Consider the following 1,620-nt stretch of genomic DNA (forward strand, 5'->3'; position numbering starts at 1 on the left):
TTCCTAAGAAACGGCACCAGCTCCCGGTTCCAAGGGCTGCAGAACAAAGCCGAATATCTTGGCACGTCGGTGCAAATTGTTGATCACTCGCGTACGGTAGCGTGTCTCGTAGGACGAGGCGCCGGGATCGACGTAGTCCATTCCGTGACGGACAGCGTTGTAGAACAGGACTGCGATCTTGCGGGCCGTCGCGGTGACTGCCTTGGCCTTGCCGATGCGGGACGACAGTCTTCTATAGAAGGCGCCGAGCGCGGTGTCGGTGCGTCCTACGGTTACGGCAGCAAGGCGCATAAGAGCCGCGGCCCGACCACCGGACCGGCGCGTTCGTGACGAGAGCATTTTGCCCCCGGAGACCTTATTGCTCGGCGCCAACCCCAGCCAGGAGGTAAAATGCTTTGCACTTGGCCATGAGGTAAGGTCGTCGCCGCATTCTGCGATCAGCTTCAGCGAGAGGTAAGGACCGAGGCCGTCGATGGTGGTGACGTCCTTTCCGAGCAGCCCAAACAACGACGCGCGGACGTCGAACGCCAGAGCGTTCGCTTGATCGGTTCTGTTCCGACGCCGCGAGACCGGCGGCGCTGATCCATGATCATGACCCCTATGGATAATGAGTTCCTTCAACACAGTCTCGATTCGGACGTCGCAGGCAGATGCTTTCTCATGGTAAGCGTCGTAAAGCGCGAGTGCCTGATCGAGCGCAAACAGATGCTCCGCGCGGTAGCTTCCGGTGAGCGCCTTCGCAATAGTCTCGACACTGGAGTGGCAACTGTAATGGCGCAAACACGCCAGCGCCTCTGGATCGCGCTCGCCGGCAAGGATCGCGCGAATGATGCGCAGGCCAGTCGTGCCCGTGATGTCGGCCACAACGTGGTGGAGTTGAAGATTCATCTCGGTCAGTGCTTTTTGCATATGCTGGATGTGTGAGGCGGCGTATTCCAGCAGACGCTCACGCTGACGCACGTAGGCTCGCAGCTCCGCAATTTGCCCTTTGGGCCGAAAGCTCGCCCGCAGCAGTCCGAACGAATGGAGCCGCTGCAGCCACTGGGCATCGCTGACATCGGTCTTGCGCCCCGGCACATGCTTGGCATCGCGCGCGTTGACAAGAAACACGGCAAATCCTCGTGCATCGAGAAGCTCAAAGATCGGAATCCAATAGACGCTGGTTGACTCCATGACGACGGTCTCGACGCCGCATTCCACAAACCACTTTACTAGTTGATCGAGATCGGCCGTGAAGGTGCCAAAACTGCGTACTGGCTCGAGTACGCGATCCGCTCCTACGGCAGCCATGTGCATAGTCGCACCAACATCGATGGCAGCCGCGTTCGGGTGCACCATGGGCATGGTACGGTCGACCTTGGACTTCGACTTCTTGCGGTTCATCTCCAATCCTCCTGCTGACAGGGCGGAAGGGCTGAGTTGCGCAATTAATCAGATTCCTAAACGGGATCGCCTATGCGGCGTCACCACTCTCAAGTCCGCAACAGCTCATGGACCAGGTTTTTTGACGGGGTTAAATGCCACCAAAATCGTATCGGCCGCTCCCTTCCGAACGCAGTCTATCACTAACCCGTTTCTATCCCACAGGGGGCGTGCAGCGCCGAGATCAGTTTTTTAGAA

1 protein-coding gene is annotated in these 1,620 nt (G+C 58.5%); it reads right to left on the reverse strand.

All coding sequences use genetic code 11. From position 1 onward, the window contains the following. Positions 1-3 precede the first annotated feature (3 nt). Positions 4-1,383 carry an IS110 family RNA-guided transposase gene (locus tag ABIB99_RS44420; protein WP_354116489.1) on the reverse strand — a complete coding sequence of 460 codons (1,380 nt, stop codon included), beginning with the start codon at positions 1,381-1,383 and terminating at the stop codon, positions 4-6. Positions 1,384-1,620: the final 237 nt, after the last annotated feature.

It is taken from the genome of Bradyrhizobium sp. LA6.1 (assembly GCF_040547805.1).
Classification (GTDB): Bacteria; Pseudomonadota; Alphaproteobacteria; order Rhizobiales; family Xanthobacteraceae; genus Bradyrhizobium; species Bradyrhizobium barranii.